General features: G+C 35.4%; 22 protein-coding genes. 20 read left to right on the top strand and 2 right to left on the bottom strand.

Annotation, left to right across the window (positions count from 1 at the left end; genetic code table 11):
- Window positions 1-27: 27 nt before the first annotated feature.
- From PGC35_RS00425 to coaD, 3 genes are all read left to right on the top strand, one after another.
- Window positions 28-1,446: a hypothetical protein gene (locus tag PGC35_RS00425; protein ID WP_375217778.1), complete on the top strand. Its 1,419-nt coding sequence runs from the start codon at window positions 28-30 to the stop codon at window positions 1,444-1,446.
- Between the two features lie 102 nt (window positions 1,447-1,548).
- Window positions 1,549-2,115, top strand: coding sequence for a 16S rRNA (guanine(966)-N(2))-methyltransferase RsmD (rsmD, locus tag PGC35_RS00420; protein WP_053590115.1), 567 nt, complete (start codon window positions 1,549-1,551; stop codon window positions 2,113-2,115).
- A gap of 1 nt (window position 2,116) precedes the next feature.
- Window positions 2,117-2,602: a pantetheine-phosphate adenylyltransferase gene (gene coaD / locus PGC35_RS00415; RefSeq protein ID WP_053590114.1), complete on the top strand. Its 486-nt coding sequence runs from the start codon at window positions 2,117-2,119 to the stop codon at window positions 2,600-2,602.
- 109 nt (window positions 2,603-2,711) lie between these two features.
- On the opposite strand, the gene PGC35_RS00410 is transcribed toward coaD, so the two are convergent.
- A complete protein-coding gene (locus PGC35_RS00410) occupies window positions 2,712-3,593 on the bottom strand; it encodes a hypothetical protein (RefSeq protein WP_375217777.1) in 882 nt (293 codons plus the stop codon).
- A 60-nt stretch (window positions 3,594-3,653) separates the two neighbouring features.
- On the opposite strand from PGC35_RS00410, the gene PGC35_RS00405 reads away from it, so the two are divergent.
- The gene (locus tag PGC35_RS00405; RefSeq protein ID WP_375217776.1) at window positions 3,654-4,736 is read left to right on the top strand and encodes a SepM family pheromone-processing serine protease; all 1,083 of its coding nucleotides are present in this window, start codon (window positions 3,654-3,656) and stop codon (window positions 4,734-4,736) included.
- 4 nt (window positions 4,737-4,740) lie between these two features.
- On the opposite strand, the gene PGC35_RS00400 is transcribed toward PGC35_RS00405, so the two are convergent.
- Window positions 4,741-5,955, bottom strand: coding sequence for a nucleotidyltransferase (locus tag PGC35_RS00400; protein WP_375218262.1), 1,215 nt, complete (start codon window positions 5,953-5,955; stop codon window positions 4,741-4,743).
- Window positions 5,956-6,136: 181 nt separating this feature from the next.
- Between PGC35_RS00400 and PGC35_RS00395 the strand changes: the two genes are divergently transcribed.
- The 16 genes from PGC35_RS00395 (at window position 6,137) to PGC35_RS00320 (ending at window position 21,415) form a co-directional block, all read left to right on the top strand.
- On the top strand, window positions 6,137-6,676 hold the full coding sequence (locus tag PGC35_RS00395; protein WP_053590112.1) for a YceD family protein: 540 nt from the start codon (window positions 6,137-6,139) through the stop codon (window positions 6,674-6,676).
- A gap of 24 nt (window positions 6,677-6,700) precedes the next feature.
- A complete protein-coding gene (gene rpmF, locus PGC35_RS00390; RefSeq protein ID WP_053590111.1) occupies window positions 6,701-6,874 on the top strand; it encodes a 50S ribosomal protein L32 in 174 nt (57 codons plus the stop codon).
- Between the two features lie 92 nt (window positions 6,875-6,966).
- Entirely contained in the window at window positions 6,967-7,731 is a 765-nt protein-coding gene (locus tag PGC35_RS00385) for an enoyl-CoA hydratase/isomerase family protein (protein WP_375217775.1), read from the top strand.
- 374 nt (window positions 7,732-8,105) lie between these two features.
- Window positions 8,106-8,498: a transcriptional regulator gene (locus PGC35_RS00380; protein ID WP_275790300.1), complete on the top strand. Its 393-nt coding sequence runs from the start codon at window positions 8,106-8,108 to the stop codon at window positions 8,496-8,498.
- 158 nt (window positions 8,499-8,656) lie between these two features.
- Complete coding sequence (locus PGC35_RS00375) at window positions 8,657-10,018, top strand: acetyl-CoA carboxylase biotin carboxylase subunit (protein WP_375217774.1); 1,362 nt, start codon at window positions 8,657-8,659, stop codon at window positions 10,016-10,018.
- A complete protein-coding gene (locus PGC35_RS00370; RefSeq protein ID WP_053590107.1) occupies window positions 10,015-10,227 on the top strand; it encodes an acyl-CoA carboxylase biotin carboxyl carrier protein subunit in 213 nt (70 codons plus the stop codon). The genes PGC35_RS00375 and PGC35_RS00370 overlap by 4 nt, the downstream gene beginning before the upstream one ends.
- Before the next feature lie 160 nt (window positions 10,228-10,387).
- Complete coding sequence (locus PGC35_RS00365) at window positions 10,388-11,929, top strand: acyl-CoA carboxylase subunit beta (RefSeq protein ID WP_375217773.1); 1,542 nt, start codon at window positions 10,388-10,390, stop codon at window positions 11,927-11,929.
- 65 nt (window positions 11,930-11,994) lie between these two features.
- On the top strand, window positions 11,995-12,876 hold the full coding sequence (locus PGC35_RS00360; RefSeq protein WP_275790291.1) for a 2-dehydropantoate 2-reductase: 882 nt from the start codon (window positions 11,995-11,997) through the stop codon (window positions 12,874-12,876).
- A 4-nt stretch (window positions 12,877-12,880) separates the two neighbouring features.
- On the top strand, window positions 12,881-13,249 hold the full coding sequence (locus PGC35_RS00355) for a DUF3397 domain-containing protein (protein WP_375217772.1): 369 nt from the start codon (window positions 12,881-12,883) through the stop codon (window positions 13,247-13,249).
- Window positions 13,250-13,414: 165 nt separating this feature from the next.
- Window positions 13,415-15,034, top strand: coding sequence for a bacillithiol biosynthesis cysteine-adding enzyme BshC (gene bshC, locus PGC35_RS00350; RefSeq protein WP_375217771.1), 1,620 nt, complete (start codon window positions 13,415-13,417; stop codon window positions 15,032-15,034).
- Between the two features lie 124 nt (window positions 15,035-15,158).
- Window positions 15,159-15,422 carry a hypothetical protein gene (locus PGC35_RS00345; protein ID WP_275790286.1) on the top strand — a complete coding sequence of 88 codons (264 nt, stop codon included), beginning with the start codon at window positions 15,159-15,161 and terminating at the stop codon, window positions 15,420-15,422.
- A gap of 62 nt (window positions 15,423-15,484) precedes the next feature.
- Window positions 15,485-15,916 carry a division/cell wall cluster transcriptional repressor MraZ gene (gene mraZ / locus PGC35_RS00340; RefSeq protein WP_053590103.1) on the top strand — a complete coding sequence of 144 codons (432 nt, stop codon included), beginning with the start codon at window positions 15,485-15,487 and terminating at the stop codon, window positions 15,914-15,916.
- A 14-nt stretch (window positions 15,917-15,930) separates the two neighbouring features.
- Entirely contained in the window at window positions 15,931-16,881 is a 951-nt protein-coding gene (rsmH, locus tag PGC35_RS00335; RefSeq protein ID WP_375217770.1) for a 16S rRNA (cytosine(1402)-N(4))-methyltransferase RsmH, read from the top strand.
- A complete protein-coding gene (gene ftsL / locus PGC35_RS00330) occupies window positions 16,882-17,250 on the top strand; it encodes a cell division protein FtsL (RefSeq protein ID WP_053590101.1) in 369 nt (122 codons plus the stop codon). It abuts the gene before it with no gap.
- A 35-nt stretch (window positions 17,251-17,285) separates the two neighbouring features.
- Window positions 17,286-19,448: a penicillin-binding transpeptidase domain-containing protein gene (locus PGC35_RS00325; protein ID WP_375217769.1), complete on the top strand. Its 2,163-nt coding sequence runs from the start codon at window positions 17,286-17,288 to the stop codon at window positions 19,446-19,448.
- Between the two features lie 116 nt (window positions 19,449-19,564).
- A complete protein-coding gene (locus PGC35_RS00320; protein WP_056829050.1) occupies window positions 19,565-21,415 on the top strand; it encodes a penicillin-binding transpeptidase domain-containing protein in 1,851 nt (616 codons plus the stop codon).
- Window positions 21,416-21,418: the final 3 nt, after the last annotated feature.

Genomic DNA, 21,418 nt, shown 5'->3' with positions numbered 1-21,418 from the left:
CTTACCATTTTGTTGGAGGACATTTCTATGAAATTTATTATTAGCTTTATATCTATGTTACTCATTGTGACGAATAGCGTTTTATTGTTATCGCAGTATCACGTCTACTCCTCTAGCTTGGATGCTGATGAGGCTTCATACTTTTACGAGCAAGAGATTGAATTGAAATTCAAAGCAGATAAAATTATTGTAAAACAACATTTTAATAACTTGCCTTCAGAAAAAATTGCAGTAGTTTGGCCAATTTCTAGTGAAAATAGAAGTTGTGATTTAAGTAAAAACTCTGACTGTGATCGTTTAACAGAAGACTTGACAGCCTTTAAAGAAGGAGAATCTTCAAGCCAAAGTATTTCATATGAAATTCCACTTCTAGATGGATTAAAAGAGGCTCAAATTTTTTCTGACTTTCTGGTGAAATTAGATAAAGGTGGCGTTTCCTATACAACACTTCATATAACGGATGAGTTAAAAAGAGGTGGAATGTGGGTAAGTGGATTGTCAGTTCTAGGCAACACGTCATTAGATTTAATTGACTACTCTCTTTCCATCGGTGAAGGAGATGTTAAAGAATTATATTGGCAAAAAGAAGTGGTACCTATTCAATATGAAGATAACAACTACAGTCTCTATTCTCATAAAGAAATACCAAAAGAGTTAATAGGACAGTTAGAACAATTACATTTACCAAACAGAGAACATGTGTCAGTACTTTTTTCAAATAAAAAACTTGAAATGAATTCTTCTAGAATTGCTTTTATTGAAAGTGAGGATATAGTCTCTATTCAGCGAGAGCTAATTGTTAAACATGTTCAGTTAATATACGGAATAGACTCGCCAGACACGTTGTTAGCAGAAGTAATCAGTAGTTTTCTACTGGACCAACCTATTGGATCTGAAAAGGCGAGATGGATGTATGATACACTTGTTAGCTATCTTACAACAGATCAATTGGAAAATTGGAAACTAGCTTTAGAGAAAAATAAACAGGTTGATGCTGAAAAATTAGATACTATGTTAACAAATATTCTCAAATTGAAAACATCTTTTTTTACCTTTAATGTACAAGCCGGTGCTGAGCATTTTCCATTGCTGTTTGAGGATTCTAGACCAGTTTATATAAATGAATTAGAACAGGAAAATATGAAGGTGCTATTTAAAGAAGGAAAAGTATTGTACTCGGTAGAACCACTACTTTCTGAATTAGGTTATACGATAAATGATACGGATAAGGGATTATATGTACAAAATGCTACAAGAGCCTTCCGTTTTCCTATTCAAGAGCCTTTTTATGTATTAAACCAAAAAAGATATGATGCTATGTCCGAACCGTTTGAAAAAATTGGTGCCGTTTATTATATTGAAGAAGCATGGATGATTCGCTTATTTTTACTGGATGTAGAAAAGGAAGAAAAGCGAATTAATATTAAACAATCTGGGTTATTTTAATTTAGTAAAAGTCTTCTGTTTTTGGGGAGATAGCCTATAGGTAGGCGAAAAATCTTGTCACACAAATTCGCTAAGGCGAATTTGATAGCTAGGAGTATTAAAATGAGAGTTATATCAGGAACGAAAAAAGGGCTACCTTTAAAAGCGGTTCCCGGAACTAATACAAGACCAACTACAGATAAAGTAAAAGAATCTATTTTCAATATGATTGGTCCTTATTTCGATGGAGGAATCGCGGTCGATTTGTTCGCTGGTAGTGGCAATTTAGGAATTGAAGCACTCAGTCGAGGAATTGATACTTGTATTTTTATTGAAAAAGACCAAAAAGCGATGCAAACTATTGTGGATAATCTACAGAAAAGTCGTTTAGAAGAATCAAGCGAAAGATATAAAATTGATGCTTCTAGAGCAGTGAAGGCTTTTGAGAAAAGAGAACTTCAAATTGACTTGTTATTTGTCGATCCACCATATAGTAAAGTACAATTTTATGATTTAGCTAAAAAGATTGTAGAGATAGGGTGTATGAAAGACACGGGGATAATTGTTTGCGAACATGATAAAACCGTCGACTTAGAAACTGATTTAGAAACGTTTACTCTAACAAGAAGAGAAACATATGGGAATACAGTTATCTCTATTTACCGTAAACGGATGGAAGAGGGGAATTAAATTGGTTAAAATTGCAGTCGTACCGGGAAGTTTTGATCCAATTACATATGGACATCTAGATATTATTCACCGAGGAGCAGCTATTTTTGGACAAGTTCATGTAGTTGTATTAAACAATTCCTCGAAGAATCCTCTGTTTTCTGTAGAGGAAAGAGTAAAACTCATCGAGGAAGTGACAGCAAATCTTCCGAATGTGAAAGTAGAAACATTTTCTGGGTTATTAATGGATTATGCGGAAAGTGTAAATGCAAGCGCTATTATCCGCGGCTTAAGAGCAGTTTCGGATTTTGAATACGAAATGCAAATCACTTCAATGAATCGAGTGTTGAATGATGAAATTGAAACATTTTTCATCATGACAAAAAATCAATATTCTTTCTTAAGCTCGAGCATAGTAAAAGAAGTCGCTAAATATGGCGGTCAAATTAGTGAACTTGTTCCACCTCAAGTAGAAGCAGCACTTAAACTTAAATACAACCTCGACTAACCTTGCAACCATTGCAAGGTTTTTCTCTGTTCATTTTCCTCTCATTTCCTTATTGTTACGAGTAGATTACTGGTGCCTGGCACCAGTAATGCAACCGTAACATTCCTACTTATGCAAAAAAGTAGAAAAGAATTGGGATTATGATTATGTGAAGAAAACGGAAGACTATGTAACGGCGAATGGAAATACCTGCTTTTTGCGCCAGAACGATTATTTGCATATGTATGCTTATACCACTAAATGCAATGATCAGCGCTACAATTACAGGAAGAAATTCATTTCCAGATAATATTTCACCGGCAAGACTTATTCCTCCAGTCATTTCAAAAATGGATGCTACAAATACTAATAGAAGTGGAGATAAATTAGGTAAAACCTCTTTTACGGATTCAAACACAATAATACTAACCGTTGTAAAAAAGACAACTGTAGTACCTATTAATAGTAATATTTGAGAGGTTTCTTTGATACTCTCTTGAAACGGCGAAGAAGAAAATTTAACAGTCTCAATATTTGTCTGAATAGCAGGAGATCGAATAATGAATACTAAAAGGAATAACAAATTTACAATATGAATAATTAATAACAACTTCAGACCAGCTATTTCTGCATTAAATATATCTATACCAACAAAACCAATGACAAACATTGGGCTTGGGGCATGGCAAATTGCAATTAGCCAACTAGCATTCCGGTTATTTAAAGTGCCCATTTCTTTTAAAGACGAAATAATTGCTGCTCCACTAGGAAAGCCACCAATGGCACTGAGAAGGTAAATATTCAAATACAACTTAAACTTATTTTTAGTCTTTAAAAAAGAATTTTGCGAGCGAATAAACATTTGAGTGATCACTAAGTAAGGTAGTAAATAAGGAAGTAATGCAGTAGTAAATATACGCATTCCTTCTACGGCTCCCTTATGTGCAATACCTGGTTGCATAAATAAAAGAATGATGAGTGCCCAACTGCCGATTGAAATTATTTTGTGCAAAATTATTACATCCTTTATTGTTCATTTGTTTTGTCAGGTAAAAATGGAAGTGATAAACTAATGAATATGAAATTAAAAGGAAGGGATAAATATATTATGCTGAAGAGAAAACCAATAATTCTCCTTCTAATTTTGGTGCTAGTAGCATCCCTAGCCTTTTACCCAATGGAATCCTATATTTCTAAACCAGGTGGTGCATATGAACTTACACCATTTGTAGAAGTACAAGGTGGAGATGAAGACGATGAAGGGAAAATGAGTCTTCTTACAATCTCCTTAGCAAAAGCTACACCATTAACTTATGCGTATGCCAAAATAGTCGATAACCAAAAAATTTATAAAGCCAGTCAAATCCGTAACGCAGATGAAGATGAACAAGAATATAATATTCGTCAATTAAAGCTTATGTCTGATTCTCAATTTAATGCTATTTCGGTAGCATTTGATCGAGCAAATAAGCCATATAAAGTAATAAACAATGGAATATTTATTTTTAATGTTTTAAAAGATAGTGCTGCTGACGGCATTTTAGAACCTGGAGATAAAATTATTGGAATGGATAATTTAACGGAATTGACCGAAGAAAAACTTAAAACGTACTTGAGCGAAAAAGGTCAAGGTGCTGTTGTCCAACTGACAGTTGAAAGAGACGGAGAAACACTTGAAAAAGAAGTTACTTTAAAATCAATACCAGGCGTTCTTGAAAAACCAGGAATCGGGATATCTTACACAGAAGACAAAAAAGTAGAAACTACCCCTGTCGTCCATATGAACTCAGAAGATATAGGGGGCCCATCAGCAGGTCTTATGTTTACGTTAGAAATTTTGAATCAACTTATTCCGGAAGATATTTCAAAAGGTTATAACATTGCGGGTACTGGTGAAATGAAACCAGATGGTACAGTTGGACGAATTGGTGGAATAGATTTAAAAGTTATCGCGGCTGATCGAAAAGGAATCGAAATAATGTTTGCGCCAGATGACGAAATCGATCCATCTATTTTAGCGAATAATCCTGATTTAACAACAAACTATGAGGAAGCTTTAAAATCTGCAAAAAAAATAGACACAAAAATGAAAATTGTGCCTGTAAGAACAATAGATGATGCACTCGCCTATTTAGATCAATTAGAGCCTAAATAGGTTATTACAAAATGATTGGAGCGTTTCTATAGTCGCTTCCAATCATCTTTTGTGCAAAAGTAGATTGGAGACCTAAATAATATAAATTTGCCGCTTTCAGATCAAGCATAAGCATCTCGTTTTCTTTATGAGCAGCTACTCTACTTATCAGTGGAAGCTGTAAATCTTTTTTTAAGGAATTTAAATAAGCTTGGCCATTCCTGCTCATTGCAAGTGGTCGTATATAAGTAGGCAAGTCCATTTGCTTTAACTCATTCCATGTAAAACCAATATAGATATGCGTTAACATTCTTTGAATCCTCGTCCAAGTAAAACGTTTTGATTTTATTTGTTGCATGAAGGATTGAAAGGAATTACACTTCATCGCAGCATCCCAAATGGCATTTTCCATACCTTCCGTGACTTCTGCATAATTAGCTAATTGCTCTTTAGTATGCCTTAAAATAATATATCGTAAAGATATCCAAAAACTTTCCCAACTACCAAAAGCATTGAAAGCTGAATGCCAAGCATGCAATTCCGTAATACTAGTATTAGGTAAATAAGATTGAATAGATGTAAGATCCATTTCCCCAAACAACACTTTTCTTATTCCTGTAGCACTTGCAATTGTTTGGGAAGCCTCCGCATCATCATGATAATTTGCTATGACCCGATGAATCGTTTCTGGCTTTATAGATGCATTTAACTGATAAGCTGCCTCGATATAATGATACCCTAATATATTATTTGGTTTTGATAAGTCAACTAACGGAACAGTTGAATCACTTGAAATCATTTTGTAAGCTTCGTTTAAAGCTCTTGGGTAACTAATACCTTGTTTCATTAAAGTCGAGATAGCTGTATTATAATCGGCTTTATTGGTCGATAATAAGTCATATGTATGATGAAAAGAATCTAAAGAGCCTTCTTCACTACCGAAACAAAAGAATTCACATTTTAATGAATCTAATAATAAAATGGCACCTTTTGCAAAGTCACTCGCTTGGGCTGTAGCGAATGCGTATGGTAATTCTATTACTAAATCAACACCAGCTGAAACAGCCATTTTTGCACGTGCCCACTTGTCAACTAATGCGGGTTCTCCACGTTGCAAAAAGTTTCCAGACATTACCGCTACAATCACATCACTGTTTGTTTTACTTCGTGATTGATTTAAATGGTATAAATGTCCATTGTGAAAAGGGTTATATTCAACAACAATTCCTGTAGCTTTCATCATCAATCAAATCCTTTCCTTCCTCGAAGAAAGTATAACTTTCTTAAATAGTAGCTGTCTAGAATCAAGCGCTTTCCTTAATGAGAGTATAATGTTAAAATGAAGTAGTGACAAGAAATTATCTTGACATCTAAATCCTGTCATTATATAATAAATTTTGTTGTCTTGAGGTGATAATCGTATGAAATGGGCAATTCATCAATTAGCTAAATATCGTGATAACGGGATGACGTTAGATGAATTCGTAACTCTCGAAAATGTGAAGAAGCGAAACCCGGACGTTCGAAATATTTCACCCGTTCATGTAACAGGGCACTGCACGTTTGGTGCAGCGCAAATGACTTGTCATTTTCAGCTTTCAGGAACTCTCATATTACCTTGTGCTCGCACTTGGGAAGATGTAGAATTTCCATTTGAGATTCAATCTGATGAAATTTTCAGCTGGTCTGAAACTGCATCTGCCACTGCGCAAGCATATGATAACTTTCATATAGTAGACGGCGATGTTATTCAAGTTGATCCAGTGTTAGAGGAGTTAATCCTACTAGAAATTCCATTACAAGTGTTTAAAGAAGGTGCAGACCAATTTAAGCATGAGGGTGGAAACGGCTGGTCATATACAACAGATGATGATCTAAATGATATGCAGGAAGATGATCAACCAAAATTGGATCCAAGACTGGCTGACTTAGCTAAGTATTTTGATCAAACAGACGAATAATAGATCTGTAAGGAGGTGCCACCAATGGCAGTACCAGCTAGAAGAACTTCTAAAACTGTAAAAAGAAAACGTCGTACACATTTTAAATTATCCGTACCTGGTATGGTTGCTTGTCCAAATTGTGGTGAAATGAAATTGGCTCACCGAATTTGTAAATCATGCGGTCAATACAAAGGGAAAGAAGTAGTGAGCAAATAATTCAGTATTTGTTCCATTAAAGGCTACCAAAGAGACCATGGCTCTTCGGTAGCCTTTTTCTCTATAAATTTTCAAAAACAGGGGTGCATGAAGTGGCTTTTACAATGGAAATAAGAGACGACATGATAATTTTTGAAATAAATAGACCTGACATTCATAACGCCATCAATGGAGAAGTAGTGGAAGGATTTAAGGAACTTATACATAATGTAAAAACAAATGAGTCGATTAAACTCGCTGTAATCACTGGAGCAGGTGAAAAAACATTTTGTTCAGGAGGAGATCTTTCTGTTTTTCATAAATTAAAAACAGAAAAGGAATCCTATAAAATGTTAAGTGAGACGGCAAATGTCTTATACGAAGTAGCAACGTTACCAATTCCTACAATTGCTCTCGTTAACGGAACAGCAGTAGGAGGGGGCTGTGAAATAGCTACTCTTTGTGATTATCGACTCGTAAAAAAAGAAGCGAAATGTGGGTACATTCAAGGGAAATTAGCAATCACCTCTGGTTGGGGAGGCGGCACCTATTTATTTGAAAAAGGCATGAGGCATGACCAAGCATTACAAATGCTTACAGAAGCAGTGCCCTATACAGCTGATTACCTTTTCTCAATCGGATGGGCAACACAATTATATGAGGGAGATAAACTTATCGCATTAAACAAGTTTATCCAAAAAATGATCATTCCCCATTCTACCGTACTTCAAGCATATAAAATTCAAGCAATCCGTAAATGGGAGCAAAGTAAATTATATGAACGAGTAATGGAAGAGGTTTCAAGTTGCGCTGTTCTCTGGGAACAGGATATCCACCACGATGCAGTCAATAACTTTTTGAACAATAAGAAGGTATAAACTTTTTTACTTAAGTACTTTTAAGCTTTCAGGAGCGGTCGATTGAGTACCACTTTTCTCAAGGGCAGAATGAAACTAGTGGATTCAGGATGTGCGTCTCACACGCAGTAAAAGTGTGAAGATTGAGCCCTGTAACAGAAGCTATTCTTCCTCCGGAAGCTCTTGAGCAGTTTGCGACAAACATACAGCCGTGTTCTCCTCTCTAAGTTGCTAAAACACATTCTATTAAGTGTTATAAACCTCATTCTATGTGAATAACAAAGCTAGCAGTAAAAAAATTAACAGTAATAAATAAGTAATAAAAAAAGTAATAACATTTAGAGTCTATTTATACCCAATTTGCATATATTATTAAAAAAGCAAAGGGTGATAACATGAATGTTAAAATTAGAAAAGATAGTTGGACTGTGGAAGAAGACAATCTTTTAAAAGAAATAGTTTTAAAGAAAATAGAGCAAGGACATACACAAATATCCGGATTTGAAGAAGCGAGCATTTTGTTAGGTCGCTCAAAACAAGCATGTGCTTTCAGGTGGAATAAAAACCTTCGCCCGATTGTCCTTCAAAGAGAAATGCCTAAAAAAGAAGCGCAAGCAAGAGATGCTGCAGATTCGTCATCTGTGCAAAATCATCTTCAGCTAGCGATGGAAAGTTATGATGAAATGAAACAATCTTATGATCAAATTTCCAACGCATACAACTTATTGAAGAGAGATTACGAACAATTAGTTAATTGGGTTAGACAAGGGATTACGCATATAGAATAGAAATAACACAAAGTCTCTATTATTAGAGGCTTTTTTAAATGTAAATGCAAATCATTTATCAAAATAACAATATTTTTTGTTATTTAGTTGAAATCGTTTTCATTATTCGTATAGACTAATAGAGAAGGGGTTCACGTTTTTATAGAGGGGGTAATATAATGAAAAAAGTACTTATTGCAAACAGGGGTGAAATTGCGAGACGTATTATTAAAACTTGTAAAAAGCTAAACATTGAAACAGTTGCAATATATTCGGAAGCAGATCAAGAGCTACCGTATGTAAAAGAAGCTGATTATGCTTATTTAATCGGACCAAACCCTGTACAACAGTCCTATTTAAAAGTGGACGAAATTATTGCGATTGCTATTAAAGAGAATGTGGATGCAATCCATCCAGGCTATGGATTTTTGTCAGAAAACGCAGACTTTGCTCGAAAAGCGGAAGCTGCAGGGATTAAATTTATAGGACCAAAACCAGAAACAATTGAAAAAATGGGCGATAAAATTGGCTCGAGACTCACAATGATTCATGCAAATGTCCCTGTCGTTCCTGGAACGGAAGAAGGTCTTACATCTATAGTGGAAGCGAAAGAAGCTGCTTTAAATATAGGCTATCCCATTATGTTAAAAGCTAGTGCTGGTGGTGGGGGTATAGGCATGATTCGCTGTGACGATGAAGCAACTTTAGAAAAGCATTTTGAGTCAATAAAAACACGTGCAAAATCCTATTTTGGAAATGATGTTGTATTTTTAGAAAAATTTATTGATGCTTCACGACATATTGAAGTGCAAATATTTGGTGATAGTTTTGGTAATATCGTTCATTTATTTGAGCGAAATTGCTCGGTACAACGAAGAAATCAAAAAGTATTAGAGGAATCACCATCCCCTAACTTTCCACAAGAAGCACGCGAAAAGTTATATGAAGCAGCGATAAATGCTGCGAAGGCAGTAGAATATGTTAATGCTGGAACAGTTGAATTCATAGTAGATCAAAATCATCAATTTTATTTCTTAGAAATGAACACGAGGCTTCAAGTTGAACATCCCGTTACTGAAGCTGTGACTGGTTTTGATTTGGTAGAATGGCAGTTAAAAGTTGCTTCAGGAGAAGAACTACCAGTAAAAGACCAACAGTTAATTAAGTCAAATGGTCATGCTTTTGAATTTAGAGTATATGCAGAAGATCCAAAAACGTTCTTTCCTTCACCAGGAACAATAACTTATTTAAATTGGGGAGAAGTGGAGGAAATAAGAATAGAGGCAGGGTACGAAGAAGGAAATAAAGTAACCCCTTTTTATGATCCGATGATTGCTAAAATAATTATTCATGAATCGAACAGAGAATTGGCAATTGAGAAAGCGCAAAAAGTATTTTCTTCTGCTAAAATAGAAGGTGTGAAAACAAATATTGACTTGTTTGATCGTTTTTTACACGCTGAAAGTTTTAAAAGTGGAGTATATTCCACATCCATTTTAGGGGAATGGATGCAAAATCAAGGGGAGGAAGTTTCAAAATGAAAAATTTAGAATCGACAATGGCAGGTACAGTATTTACAGTGAATGTAGAAGTAGGAGAAGAAGTTTCTGCTGGACAAGTAGTGATGGTTCTAGAATCAATGAAAATGGAAATTCCAATTGAAGCAGAAGTCGCTGGTAAAGTCGCTTCTATTAATGCTAAAGAAGGCGATTTCGTTAATGAAGGAGACGTTTTAGTAACGTTTGAGTAAAATTTTCAATTACTTTGGCATTGTTAAATAGTTCTGCGGAGATTAATTAGTAGTGTGTGGCGAACGCACATCCGTTTGTGTCGAAATACATTCTATGACCGCATTGAAAATCACTAATAAATAATACAGAGCCAATCCTTTAGATATGGGGGTTTTTAGTTTGGGAGAAACGAAAACGTATAATGAAAGATTAGAAGAAAAGTTAACGTCCATTTTTGCAGGTGGTCATTCTAAATACCATGAAAAAATGAAAGAGCAAAATAAGTTATTTGTTCGTGATCGTTTAGCTTTACTATTTGACAATGGGGAATATATTGAAGATGGACGCTTTGCAAATGTTGAGGCAGGTGACTTACCTGCTGATGGCGTTGTTACAGCGACAGGAAAAGTTAATGGTCAGACGGTTTGTGTAATGGCCAATGACTCTACTGTAAAGGCCGGTTCGTGGGGTTCACGTACAGTGGAGAAAATTATTCGTATACAAGAAATAGCAGAGAAAAATAGAGTTCCAATGTTATATTTAGTAGATTCAGCAGGTGCTCGTATAACAGACCAATTAGACATGTTTCCTAATCGCCGTGGTGCGGGCAGAATATTTCATAACCAAGTAAGACTTTCTGGTTTCATTCCACAAATTTGTTTACTATTTGGTCCATCTGCAGCGGGTGGGGCATACATACCTGCATTTTGTGATTTAGTTATTATGGTGGAAGGAAATGCCTCCATGTACTTAGGTTCACCACGTATGGCTGAAAAAGTAATTGGTGAAAAAGTTACGTTAGAAGAAATGGGTGGAGCTCGCATGCACTGTACGATTAGTGGATGTGGAGATGTGTTGGCAACTTCTGAAGAAGAAGCTATTAATGAAGCCAAACGATATTTAAGTTATTTCCCAGCTAACTATACGGAAAAGCCTAAAAAAGTAGAACCGAAGAAAGCAAAAGAAGGCAGAACTTTAGAAGCCATTATACCTGAAAATCAAAATGCTCCGTTTGATATGTATGAAGCAATTAATGCAATAATAGATGAGGATTCATTTTTTGATGTAAAAAAATTATTTGCACCAGAGTTAATTACAGGTTTTGGACGTATCGAGGGGCAAGCAGTAGGAATTATTGCAAACCAGCCTAAGGCAAAGGGTGGAGTGCTTTTTGTTGATTCGGCTGATAAAGCAGCAAAATTTATTTCACTATGCGATGCTTTTTCAATTCCTCTATTATTTTTAGCGGATGTTCCAGGCTTCATGATTGGTACGAAGGTGGAACGTGCAGGGATTATACGACATGGAGCGAAACTGATTGCAGCTATGAGCTCAGCTACTGTACCAAAAATCTCCGTTATTGTACGTAAAGCATATGGTGCAGGGTTATACGCAATGGCCGGTCCAGCTTTTGAACCGGATGTATGTATTGCCTTACCTACTGCACAAATTGCAGTTATGGGTCCAGAGGCAGCTGTGAATGCTGTTTATTCTAACAAAATAGAGGCTATTGAAGATCCGAAAGAACGTTTAAAGTTTGTTCAAGAAAAACATGCTGAGTACAAAGAAGAAATTGATATTTATAAACTTGCATCTGAGATGATCGTGGATGAAATAGTTTCACCAAGTGAGCTACGTAGCGAGCTTGCTAATCGTTTTAGATACTATAAAAATAAAGAAATTCCGAAAGCACCTCGAAAACATCCTGTGCTTCCTGTATAATAAATCTAAAAAATAAGGTCTGCCATTCTGGTAGGCCTTTTTTATAAGCTCGGGGTGATGAAGTGGTGAAAATAGGTATTATAGGCGCAGGTGCCGTAGGTATGATATTTGGTGCATATTTAGCTGAGGCTAAGCATGACATTGTATTATTTGTACGCAAAGAAACTGAAAATTTATACATAGAAAAAGTACCTAATAATCCTGAACTTATAAAGTGTAAACAAGTTATCGAAATAGAATCCTTGTTTTCAATGGATTTAATAATAATTGCTGTGAAATACCATCACTTAGAAAAGTTGAAAAGTGAATTGGATTTGCTACCAAAACATATTCCATTATTGTTTTTACAAAATGGATTACTTCACCTTTCATTTGCTAATCAACTTAAACAAGAAACAATTATGATTGGATCAGTATTGCATGGGGCTACTAAAGTTACTCCATCTACAGTACGTCATCTAGGTGTTGGAAAAACATCTGTTGGCGTATATAAAGGAGTTTGGGAAAAGTCAGATGAATTTTTCGGAAGTTCGTCAGATGATTTCCCCCTTATATATACAAACCATATTGAAACAACTTTATTTAAAAAAGCATTAATGAACTGTTTAATAAATCCTTTAACGACTATTACAAAGGCTCCAAATGGAATGCTTATTAAAAATGATTCTTACAGAATGATTATGAAAAATATGTATGAAGAATTGATGGATGTGTTTGATGAATGGAATGAAATGCTACTGTGGGAGGAAGTAGTCGAGCTTTGTAAAAATACCGAAAATAACCGTTCTTCTATGCTATCAGATTATGAAAATAATCGCATTATGGAGATTGATACAATTGTAGGAGCGATATTGGTTGAAGCGAAGAAAAGGAATGAAGTGTTACCCATATTAAATACTTTTTATCTTTTATTGAAAGAAATGAACAAAGTAGGTGATCGCCATTAGTAAGATGCTTACCCTCTTAATATTATTCCCTGTTATTGTGTTTTTTGTTACCTTTATTATTTCAAAGTATTTATTACATAAGAGAAAAAAGTCATTTGGGTTAGCAGCAGATATAACAACGTTCTTGTTGTATTTCTCTGTATCTAATGCTTTTTATATCGTTTTTTCAAAGAATATTTTTCTGATTTTAATTGGTATCTCGTTAATTATAGCTAGTACTCTCACTTATATTGAATGGAGGAAAGAAAAAGAAATTGTAGTAATGCCCCTCCTTCGGAAGATATGGAGATTATTATTCCTTTTACTGTGTGTGATATATGCCCTTATTTGGTTAATCGGAGTTATCCGCTATGTATTGTATTATATAAGCTAATAATTTTAACACTTCATTTCGAAGTGATATACTCTTAAGGTATAAAAAATTGTCAAGCAGGATGCCTGCATGACTAGATATATGCCTCTGGCAAATGCTACAGATTTTATTTTAATCTGAGTACAATATGTCGAGGTGAATTTGAAATTTAGAGGTGGAAAAATCGTGCGAGTAGAGCAGTACACACAACCATTCGCTTCCTCATTTTATAAGAAATATTTAGAAGATATGCCTAGTTTGTCTTCTTTCTATCATTATGAATGGAATCAAAATGCATTAAATAATAGACTTCAGGAAACTGACTTTAGTAAACATAAAAGAAATGAACTGGTAGAAGTAATAACAAATTATATGAGTCCATTTGGGATATCAGAAAAAAGTAAATTGCATTTAGATGAATTAAAGGAAAATGGAATTGTTGTTATTGGTGGACAACAAGCAGGTCTAATGTCAGGCCCTATGTATTCAATTCATAAAGCCATTTCCGTAATCGTGTTAGCAAAACAGCAACGAGAAATTTTAGGCGTCCCTGTCATTCCAGTTTTTTGGATAGCGGGAGAGGATCATGATATTGATGAGGTTAATCATGTATACATAGAAAGAGGTCGAAAGCTTCAAAAGATGACTTATCCTGAAGCATCGAGAATCAAAAAGATGGCCTCTAAAAGTCCTTTTGAGAAAAAAATGATTACAGCTTATTTGGAAGAGTTGTTTAAAAGTCTGCCAGAAACCTTGCATACTAAAAACTTATTCCAAAAGATAAATGCTCTATTAGAAGATAATATGAATTATAGTGATTTTTTTGCAGCGTTGATGAATAACTTTTTCCAACAAGAAGGTTTGTTATTGATAGATGCCGCATATGAGCCTTTACGCAAATTAGAAAGTGAGTATTTTCAAAAAATGGTGAAGTATTCATCACGTCTCGCAGAGGTCGTATTTGAGAATGAAGCTGTTTTTGAAAAGGCTGGATATGGTACACCTATTCAGACAAAGGAAAATGCAGCTCACTTATTTTATGTAGAAGATGGAGAACGTTTTTTATTAGAAAGAAAAGATAAGAAATTTGTCAATGAAGGTAAAGGAATAGCTTTTTCAGAAGAAGAATTGATGAATATAGCTATAAATGAACCTGAAAAATTGAGTAATAATGTCGTAACAAGACCTCTAATGCAAGAAATGGTCTTTCCTGTATTAAGTTTTATTGGAGGTCCAGGAGAAATTGCTTACTGGGGTACACTTAAGTCTGCATTTGAATTGTTTGAAATGAGAATGCCGGTGATTATGCCAAGACTAAGTATTTCCATTGTGAACTCTAAAACGCAAAATTTGTTGGAGAAGCTATCCTTCCGCATTCCTGAAATATGGGAAGGCATGGTTGAAAAAGCGAAGCTTCAATTTATTGATGAACATAGAAATGAAAAGATACCAACATTGCTCACTTCAATAGAAGAGGATATTACAGCAAAATATAAAGAGTTAGAAACGATTCTTCTTGAAGAAGAGAATTTAAAGTTAGCTCCTTTAGTAAATAAAAATTTAGATTATCATAAAAAACAAATAACATTTTTAAATAATGCAATAGAAGACACTCTTCTAGGAAAGCTTGATGCTTCCATTTATCGTTATGATCGTTTAACGATGGAATTAAATCCAAATGGAGGATTACAAGAACGTACATTTTCACCACTTCAGCTTTTAAACGAAGTTGGGATGGAATTGATACAGGATCTTTTAGAACTTCCTTACGAGTTTAATGGGAAGCATCAGATTGTGTATATATAAAAGGCTCTTGATACAATACCCCTTTAAGTGAAGAAGTAAACTTGGAATTCAGTATTCAGGACTTTTGATTTTCCATCATTCAATTGAATCCCTACCATTCTCACAATTTAAAGAGGGCGATTGCATGAGCGAATTATGGACCGAAAAAAGTAAACAAGAGCAAGCAGAATGTAGTAGCACTTTCTACGGTGATGAACTTTCATCAGGAGAAAGTTGCATAATGACAATGAAGTTTATCAGAGCAAAAAAAATCTCCACGGTAAATCGTGGAGATTTTTTATATGGAAAAATACCTGTATTTTTATTAAACTACATAAACTTTCTTTCGCTTTTTCCATCTCAACAAGTACTATTTACACATTTTGAAAATTATTACACTAAATTTTGAAAAATGGGTGGAGGAAAGTGGGGGGATGTGGTATGTTATTCTCATAAAGTGGGGTGAATAGCATGTTCATGGGAGAATATCAACATAACGTTGATCCGAAAGGCCGGTTAATCATACCTTCCAAGTTTCGGGAGCATTTAGAAGATTGTTTTGTTTTAACACGCGGTCTTGATAATTGCTTATTTGGTTATCCTATGAATGAATGGCGAAAACTCGAGGAAAAATTAAAAGAACTTCCTGTTACGAAAAAAGATGCTCGGGCATTTACCCGTTTTTTCTTTTCTGGTGCAACAGAGGTTGAAATTGACAAACAAGGTCGTATTAATATCCCAAGTAATTTACGTAGCTATGCAAAGATGGATAAAGAATGTATAGTTTTGGGTGTTTCCAATCGTTTAGAAATATGGGCTAAGGATGCTTGGGAAAATTACTTTGAGGAATCTGAGGATTCATTCAATGACATTGCAGAAAATATGATTGGCTTTGACATATAAGAGGAGGAAAAGGCTTGTTTCATCACACAACGGTATTATTAAAAGAAACGGTAGATGGACTTGCCGTTCGTCCAGATGGAATTTATGTGGACTGTACTCTGGGAGGAGCAGGCCATAGTGAATATCTTGTCCAGCAATTAGGGGAAAGTGGTAGGTTAATTTGTTTTGACCAAGATAGGACAGCTATTGAGAACGCAAAAGTTAGATTAGCTCCTTTCCTAGACAAAGTAACATTTGTACATGCAAATTTCCGTTATCTAAAAGAGGAACTTGAAAATATTGGAATCGAAAAAGTGGATGGTGTTCTATATGATTTAGGAGTTTCTTCTCCACAGCTCGATACTCCAGAACGAGGCTTTAGTTACAATTACGATGCACCACTAGATATGAGGATGGATCAGACAAGTGAATTAACTGCTTTTCACGTAGTAAATGATTGGCCATATGAAAAACTAGTGAAAATATTCTTTCGATATGGTGAAGAGAAATTCTCTAAGCAAGTTGCGAGAAAGATTGAGCAAGCTAGAGAAAACGCTCCAATTGAAACAACATTTCAATTAGTTGAATTAATAAAAGCTGGAATCCCTGCAGCTGCAAGGAGAACTGGTGGACATCCTGCGAAACGAATTTTTCAAGCTATAAGAATAGCTGTGAATGATGAACTAGGAGCAGCGGAAGATTCATTAGAGGATGCAATTGAAGTTATTAAGGTTGGCGGAAGAATAAGTGTTATTACATTTCATTCTCTAGAGGATAGATTAACCAAAACTATCTTTAAAGAAGCTGCGTCTTTACCAGAATTACCACCTAATTTACCTGTAATACCAGTAGGAATGGAGCCGTCTTTAAAACTTATCACTAGAAAGCCTATTTTACCTTCTGTAGAAGAATTAGAAGAAAATAATAGATCTCGTTCAGCTAAACTAAGAATTGTGGAAAAAATTAATGAAAAGGGAAGTGTTTAAATGGCTTTACGTAAACATCAGTCACAAACATACATAAGTCGTCCTTCTTTTCCTGAACAACCACAAATAAAGAAGCCGACTAAACAAGCGAAAAAGATATTGACAAAAGGGGAAAGATTCCTTCTTATAGGTTTATTATCAGCAGTAACTATACTTGCTTTAATGATCATTCAAACTCAGACAGCTGTACGTTCAACAAATGCAGACATACAACTAATGGAAAAACAAATCGACAATGTATCAAAAGAAAATACAGACTTGTCCATACAAGTAAGCGAATTATCTACCTATGAGCGTATTTGGAAAAAAGCGGAAGAGCTCGGTTTAAAACTAAATGAGCAAAACGTAAAGGTAGTACCAGGACAATGAATAAGAAATTTCGTTTTCAATGGGGAGCCTTTCTAATGTTTTTACTTTATGGAGGGCTCTTTTTTCTATTGTTAAGCCGATTTGTGTTTATTCAAGTTACGGGGACTGCAGAAGGACAAGTGTTATCTACAAAAGCAGACTCTAAGTATAGTAGAGAACAAGTGATTCCAGCAAGTAGAGGTAAAATTGTAGACCGTAACGGAGATATTATTGTAGAAGATACGCTAAGTTATAAAATTATTGCAGTTATAAGTCCTGAAGCTACCAATAACAGTAGTGCACCACGGCATGTAGTAGATCCTGAAAAAACTGCGAAAGTGTTAGCTGAATATATTGATATGCCAGAGCAAGATATATTGGAGGTGCTAAACAAATATATAAAAGCAGGTAAATATCAAGTGGAGTTCGGAAAAGCTGGTAGGGATATTAGCTATAAAGTAATGACAGAAATTAAAAATAACAATCTACCAGGAATAATTTTTGTTCAAGATATGAAAAGACTTTATCCAAATGGGCAATTTGCCTCGCATCTAATTGGTTTCGCCTTAAAAGAAGAAAATGAAGATGGCGAAGCTGTAGCGGTAGGAAAGATGGGCTTGGAGTATATTTATGATGAAGAATTAACCGGAACGCCTGGAAAAGTAAATTTTAAGAGTGATACGAAAGGCTTTTTATTGCCAAATGCTGAAAAAATGATAACGAATCCGAAAGATGGAGACAATATTCATTTAACGATTGATAAAACAATACAAAACTTCTTAGAAGATGCACTTAACAAAGCAGAAGAAAAGTATAATCCTGAAAAAATGACCGCTATTGTTGCGAATCCTAAAACAGGAGAAATTCTTGCTATGTCGCAAAGACCTACCTTCGAGCCGAATACGAGAGAAGGATTATCTACGAACTGGCTAAATGAAGCAATTGAACAAACGATTGAACCTGGCTCAACGATGAAAATTTTCACGTTAGCATCAGCAATTGAAGAAGGAGTATGGGAGCCGAATGCCACGTATAAATCTGGATCCTATACAGTATATGATCGAACAATACGTGATCACAACGTATATGGATGGGGCACTATTTCTTACTTAGAAGGTTTTCAACGCTCTTCCAATGTGTCGATGGCTTACTTGTTAAATAGAATCGGAGATGAGACTTTTATAGATTATATTCATCGATTTGGATTTGGAGAAAAAACAGGGATTGATTTGCCACATGAAGCGACTGGGACGGTTAGTGATAAGTATCCTATTAATAGGGTAACTACCACTTATGGTCAAGGGACTACTGTTACACCAATTCAGCTTGTTCAAGCCATGACTGCCATTGCAAATAAAGGTAAAATGATGCAGCCATATGTGATAGATAAAATTGTAGATCCAAGCACAGGAAAGCTAGTTAGCGATCACAAACCAGTTGAAAAGGAATCTCCAATATCCGAAAAGACTGCAGAGCAGGTGAAAGAAATTTTAGCAAGTACGGTTACATCGGAAAAAGGGACTGCTCAACGGTTTAAATTAGACGATTATACTACTGCTGGGAAAACAGGTACCGCTCAAATTGCAAACCCTGAGGGTGGATATTTTTGGGGTCGTAATTTGTTTTTATATTCCTTTTTAGGGTTGGCACCTGTCGAAGATCCACAACTTATTGTCTATGTTGCTGTCCACAAACCGCAATTGAAAGACACCGAAGTAGGATCAGAGCCTACTTCAGACATTTTTAATTCTGTAACAGAAAACAGCTTAAAATACTTAAATATTCAACCTGAAAATCTGGAACTTGCCTCTTCCATAAAAATGCCAAATATTGTCGGGCAAAATATGATGGAAAGTCAGACTACACTAGAGTCACAAGGCTTAAAAACTGTTATAATTGGACAGTCGGAAAACGTGAAAGAGCAATTCCCAGCCGCAGGAACTTCGATTTTAGCCAAAGGTACAGTTTATATAAAAGGTGAGGGAGACATTGAACTTCCTAACTTCACCGGATGGTCCAAACGTAATATTATGATTTATAAATCATTATCAAATATACCAATTGAAATTTCAGGTGAAGGTTATGTAACAAGCCAAAGTTTAACTGCTGGATCTATTGTTTCAAAAGATACTCCTGTTGTTGTTCACTTGTCGACACCAGAAGAAACAAAAATCGTACCTGAATTAGAGGAATCTATGGAAGAACCACCCCAAGACTAATGGAGTGATAGAATAGTTTTTGTCATTTTCTCATACGTTATCTAAAACGAATAAAAGGGGAAAGTGTAATTTCTAAAGTAAAACAAGTTTTGCGTCTCCGTGTTATTTGGGTATTGATGATTTTATTGTTTTTAGCTGTTGTGTTGAAGTTAGTGCAGCTTCAATTTTTTCAGTTTGATGAATTGACAACGAAAGCAAAAGAGAGTTGGGATCGTGAGCTTCCTTACGCATCGCTTCGGGGGAATATATTGGATAGGAATGGAGAGGTAATTGTCGGAAATAAGCTTTCTCCTACATTATTTTACATGCCTTCACAAAACGATGAACCAGAAAAAGTAGCCAAAGAAATTGCTCCACTTTTAAATATGGAGGAAGCAAAATTATTTGAACAACTCAATAAAAGAGATTACTTAGTAAAAATTGCACCACATGGGAAAAATATTAGTTCCGAACTTGCGATGCAAATCCAGGATAAAAATATTCCGGGACTATATGCGGGTATCGATTATATACGAGACTATCCAAATGGTAATATGCTTTCAAGATTAATAGGTTTTACAGGTTATGATGCTCAAGGGCTAGCAGGAATTGAATATCAATACGATTCTGTTTTAAAAGGAAAGCAATCAGCGATTCGAATGTTTACAGATGCAAAAGGAGTTCCGCTTCCCCATGTGGATGATGGATGGAAAAATGGAGTTTCGGGTAATCATGTTCAACTGACCATCGATATGAAAATCCAACAGGTTGTTGAAAGAGAACTTTCACAAGCAATGCAAAAATACGAAGCAACACAGGCGATTGCGATTGTGATGAATCCGAAAAATGGAGAAATTCTTGCTCTTTCTTCTGCCCCAAATTTTGACCCATCGTCTTATCAGGAAGTTGACTCTACTATTTATAATCGTAATTTACCAGTTTGGATGACTTTCGAGCCTGGATCTACCTTTAAAATTATTACATTGAGCGCAGCATTAGAAGAAAAGGTAGTCGATTTGGAAGATGATCATTTTCATGATGCTGGCTATACAATGATAGAGGGATCACGACTAAGATGCTGGAAGAGATCTGGACATGGAAATCAAACCTTCTTGGAAGTTGTGGAGAACTCCTGTAACCCAGGTTTTATTGAACTAGGAAGAAGAGTAGGGCCGGAAAAACTTTCGGATTACATACGAAAATTTGGCTTCGGGCAATCAACAGGGTCAGGAATGGCTGGTGAATCGACAGGAATTCTTTTTAGTAAGGAAGCTTATGGACCGGTAGAGCATGCCACCACATCGTTTGGTCAAGGTATTTCTGTAACACCAATACAGCAGGTTCAAGCTGTTGCTGCTGCTATAAACGGCGGAAAATTATTTAAACCGTTTATTATAAAAAATATTTTAGACGGCGAAACGAACGAAATTTTATCTACTTCTGAGCCAGATATGAAACACCAGGTAATTAGTGAGGAAACATCAGCGAAGGTTCGAGAAGCGCTCGAACATGTTGTAGCGGAAGGTTCTGGCCGAAATGCTTATCGTGATCAATTGCGAATTGGCGGAAAAACTGGAACAGCTCAAAAAGTACAAAATGGTAGATATATGGACGGTGAATATATCGTTTCATTTATAGGATTTGCTCCTGCGGATGATCCAGAGTTAATCGTTTATGTTGCCATTGATAATCCTAAGCATAGTACACAATTTGGTGGAGTTATTGCCGCACCTATAGTAGGTCAAATCATTGAGGACTCACTGGAAGTTACTGCAGGTGGTAAGCAACTTGAAAAAGAATATCGTTGGGGGGATATCCAACAAGTTCGTGTACCAAACTTAGTAGGAATAAAGAAAAAAGAGATAACATCTTATATGTATCCATTTACAATTGTTTGGCATGGTGATGGGGAAGAAATACTTTCACAATTACCAAAGGAAAACAGTTTAATTCCATTAGACGGAAAAATACATGTCTACACAAAATAATTA

Source organism: Psychrobacillus sp. PGGUH221, from assembly GCF_042055255.1.
Lineage (GTDB): Bacteria > Bacillota > Bacilli > Bacillales_A > Planococcaceae > Psychrobacillus.
Note: the sequence above shows the minus strand (reverse complement) of the source record. Positions and strands in the feature narration are given on the sequence as shown.